This window comes from Bacteroides sp. OF04-15BH (genome assembly GCF_003477995.1).
Lineage (GTDB): Bacteria > Bacteroidota > Bacteroidia > Bacteroidales > Bacteroidaceae > Paraprevotella.
The window spans coordinates 1-1,605 of sequence record NZ_QUEM01000090.1; the positions used below are offsets into that span (position 1 = coordinate 1).

At 41.6% G+C, this 1,605-nt stretch carries 1 protein-coding gene and 1 pseudogene; both read left to right on the forward strand.

The genetic code is table 11. The annotated features are described in order from the left end of the window. Positions 1–702: pseudogene (locus DXA74_RS15905) on the forward strand (relaxase/mobilization nuclease domain-containing protein); the annotation flags it as partial. 35 nt (positions 703–737) lie between these two features. Continuing rightward, positions 738–1,487, forward strand: a complete 750-nt coding sequence (locus DXA74_RS15910) for a hypothetical protein (protein WP_118529101.1) — start codon at positions 738–740, stop codon at positions 1,485–1,487. Positions 1,488–1,605: the final 118 nt, after the last annotated feature.

The window sequence follows — 1,605 nt, forward strand, 5'->3', positions numbered from 1 at the left end:
GAATACATGCAGATGATGGGCATCACCGATACCCAATTCATTATCGTAAGGCATCACAATACCGACAATCCACATTGTCATATCGTGTATAACCGCATCAATAACGAGGGCAAGCTCATATCAGACAGGAATGATTACAGGCGTAATGAGCAAGTGACCAAGGCTCTTAAATCCAAGTATGGATTTACCTACGGAACGGACAAGAGCAATACTAATACTCGCAAGTTACGCAATGCTGAGCGAGCCAAATATGAGATTCACAATGCTGTAAAGAGCGCATTGAGAATGGCAGATAGTTGGGACGAGTTCAAAAGCGAGCTTGCAAAACGAGGTATTCACTTAGAGTTTGTCTATAAGGATAAGGAGCGAACCAAGGTTCAAGGCATCCGTTTCTGCAAGGACGGATATAGTTTCAAGGGTACACAGATTAGCCGAGACTATAGCTTTGGCAAACTGAATGCGAGATTTGAGGGAACGGAGAACCTTTTATCAGCAAGAGCCAAATCTGCTCAGCAATATGAGTAGGACTGTCATAAGAATGAGCAGATGCCATTCATGTCGGAGAGCAGTCAGGATCCTTGGGGCGGTATTTCTTCCATTGGACTTTTTGCTCCAGCCAATGCTCAGACCTTTGAGCAATTCCCAGAGGATGAATCATCCAAGAAGAAAAAGAAGAAACGCAGAAGAGGCTTTAGCCTTTGATGCAAGTTACAAACCATTCAAACAACAAAAGAAATATGAAAGAAGAACTATTGGAAGCCATCTACGGCACAGTTGAGAGATTGGAGCAAAAAGTCGATGAACTTTCTGCCTCACCAAAGAATACAGAGGCGGAAAGCACTCCGGCCTCTGTAAGTGTTGATACTAGCAAACTTGAAAAAGCTATTCTTGCTATGGCTGTAAAAGAAGGGGAAGCTATTGATAAATTGGTAAGATTAAGAGAAGCTATCTGCATTTTTACCGACCTTACCAAAAAAGAAGCAAGCAAAGATGAACAGCGAAGTAAACTCTTGTTTGATACTGTTAATCAGGTGAAACAAGAGCTGAATGCCACATCAAAAGTTGTGCAGGACAAACTTCACGCAATGGATAACACACCTCTGAAGAAAGTAGTGACTCATCGCTTCGAGCCAACTTCAAAGTCTGTTCTTCTTTTCATTGGTGGCTTGGCTCTATCTCTTGTTCTCTCCATTTGGGGCAATCTCACCCAATGGCGAGCGCATCAAGATTGGGAGGAGGCAGACTTGAAGTATAGAGCCTTAAAAATGGTTCTTCCATCTGACGACCCGAATATTCGCTACATCGAAAAGCATTTCTCTGTTTGCCGAGATGAGAAAGTTATTGATGATGTGAGAAGTCGTGTTACTGTTTATGAAGATTCAATCTTTCGTTATCATAAAATGGTGGAGATAGCAGCATACAAAGATAGCTTGGCAAGAAAGTTGACAAACGAATCAAATGAAATCAAAAGGCTTATCAAGAAATAATAAGATGTTGTTTCTTGTGTTTGCACCATTATAGCAGGTGGAACACTAATCGAGTAGGAGGAAAACGAAGCAGTTTTCGGGGGTGTAATTTAAACTGTGTCAAGGCTTGTTCTTAACT

Excerpts from the sequence above, each read along its gene's own strand:
- DXA74_RS15910 (WP_118529101.1), top strand. The coding sequence starts at position 738 with ATGAAAGAAGAACTATTGGAAGCCATCTACGGCACAGTTGAGAGATTG.